The 1944-nt window shown below is 73.8% G+C and carries 2 protein-coding genes; both read left to right on the plus strand.

All coding sequences use genetic code 11. The features are described from left to right. Positions 1-1292, plus strand: a 1292-nt coding sequence (locus H5J26_RS30600) for a lyase family protein (protein WP_181769197.1), incomplete at its 5' end; no start/stop codon positions are given. Positions 1293-1373: 81 nt separating this feature from the next. Continuing rightward, a partial coding sequence (locus tag H5J26_RS30605; RefSeq protein WP_309238138.1) for an alpha/beta fold hydrolase occupies positions 1374-1944 on the plus strand: 571 nt, incomplete at its 3' end.

The raw sequence follows: 1944 nt of genomic DNA on the forward strand, positions 1-1944 counted from the left end.
TCCCCCTGGTCGCCGATCTCACCGACGCCGCCGGCCCGGACGCCGGTCCGTACGTGCACCGCGGCGCCACCAGTCAGGACATCCTCGACACGGCACTCATGCTCGTGGCGGCGCGCACGCTGGACACCGTGCTGCCGGATCTCGACCGCACGGCGCGGGAGCTCGCCATGGTCGCCGCCGAGCACCGGGACACTCCACTCCCCGGGCGCACCCTGACCCAGCACGCCGTGCCCACGACCTTCGGTCTCAAGGTCGCGGGGTGGCGCAGCCTGGTGCTGGACGCCTACGACCGGCTCTCCGCCGTACGGGCGCAGCTCCCCGTGCAACTCGGCGGCGCCGCGGGCACGTTGGCCGCTTTCGCCGCGCACGCTGAAGCCGACGCCGGCATCGACGGGACCGGGGCCGCGCCGGCAGCGCAGCCGGACGGGCAGTCACAGGACGGTGCGGACGGACACGCGAGTACGGATGTGGGGCTGCGACTGCTGTCCGCGTACGCGCGGGAACTCGGCCTGGCCGAGCCGTCGCTGCCGTGGCACAGCCTGCGCACACCCGTCGCCGACCTCGGCTCCGCGTGCGGCTTCGCCTGCGGGGCGCTGGGCAAGTTCGCGGCGGACGTGCTGGTGCTCTCCCGCAGCGAGGTCGGAGAAGTGGGCGAGGGCGGCGGCGGCACCTCGTCCGCGATGCCGCACAAGACCAACCCGGTGCGCGCCACTCTCATCGCGGCCACCGCTCGCCAGGCCCCCGCCCTGGCCTCCACCCTGCTGGCGTCCCTCGCCGCCGAGGACGAACGCCCGGCGGGAGCATGGCACGCGGAGTGGCAGCCCGTTCGCGAACTGCTCCGGCTCACAGGCGGAGCCGCGCACGCCGCGGCCGAACTCGCCGAAGGGCTCCAGGTCTTCCCGTACCGCATGCACGAACACCTCGCACTCACCGAGGGACTCATCGTCAGCGAGCGCTTCACCGTGGCCCTCGGACCGCTGCTCGGCCGCGCACGCGCACGTAAGCTGCTGGATGCCGCCTCCCGCAAGGCGGTCGACGAGGGCATCACCCTGGACGAGGCGCTGGAGGAGGAAGAGCCGACTCTGCACGACCTCCTGTCCAGGGAGAGGCTGCGGGACCTCACCGATCCCACCCACTACACGGGTTCGGCGCCCGTCCTCACCGACCGTGCGCTGCGCCGCGATCCGGCGCCCGCGAGGGGGACGGACCAGCAGGCGGGAGAGCCGTCCGCACAGAAGCCTGCGGACGCGGCCGACGGCTCGACGGACGCAGCGGACAACCGAGAGCGGTGACAGACCATCGACACCAACCCGACGCAGCGCCCGGGGCGGAGCGGCACGCCACGTAGTTCACGCAGCCCCGGAGACCCGACAGTGCCTGCTCCCCTTCCTTACGACGTCGCGCCGCTCCCCTACCACCGCCTCGACGGACCCGCGGACGGCAAGCCGATGATCCTGGGGCCCTCCCTGGGAACGTCGCTCGCGGTCTGGGAGCCCCAACTCGCCCCGCTCATCCACACCCATCACGTGCTGCGCTGGGACCTGCCCGGACACGGCGCCTCGCCCGCCGAGCCCATGGCCGGCTCCCCCAGCGCACTGATCCCCACCGACGGAACGGCCACCGTCGCCGACCTCGCCGCTCTGGTGCTCCGCGCTGCCGACGCCCAGGGCTGGGAGCAGTTCGCGTACGCGGGGATCTCCCTCGGCGGCGCCGTCGGTCTCCATCTGGCCGTGCACCACCCCGACCGGCTCACCGCGCTCTCCGTCGTCTGTTCCTCGGCGCGCTTCGGCGATCCGTCGACCTGGCGCGAGCGGGCTGCGAACGTCCGCAGGCACGGCACGGAATCCATGGTCGCCTCCCGCCCCGGCGTGTGGTTCGCGCCCGGCTTCGAGGGCACGCCGCACGGTGCGGCGATGGTCGAGGACCTGCGCTGGGCGGACCCCG

Origin of the sequence: Streptomyces albidus (ex Kaewkla and Franco 2022), from assembly GCF_013870515.1 — a bacterium.
Taxonomy (GTDB): Bacteria; Actinomycetota; Actinomycetes; order Streptomycetales; family Streptomycetaceae; genus Streptomyces; species Streptomyces albidus.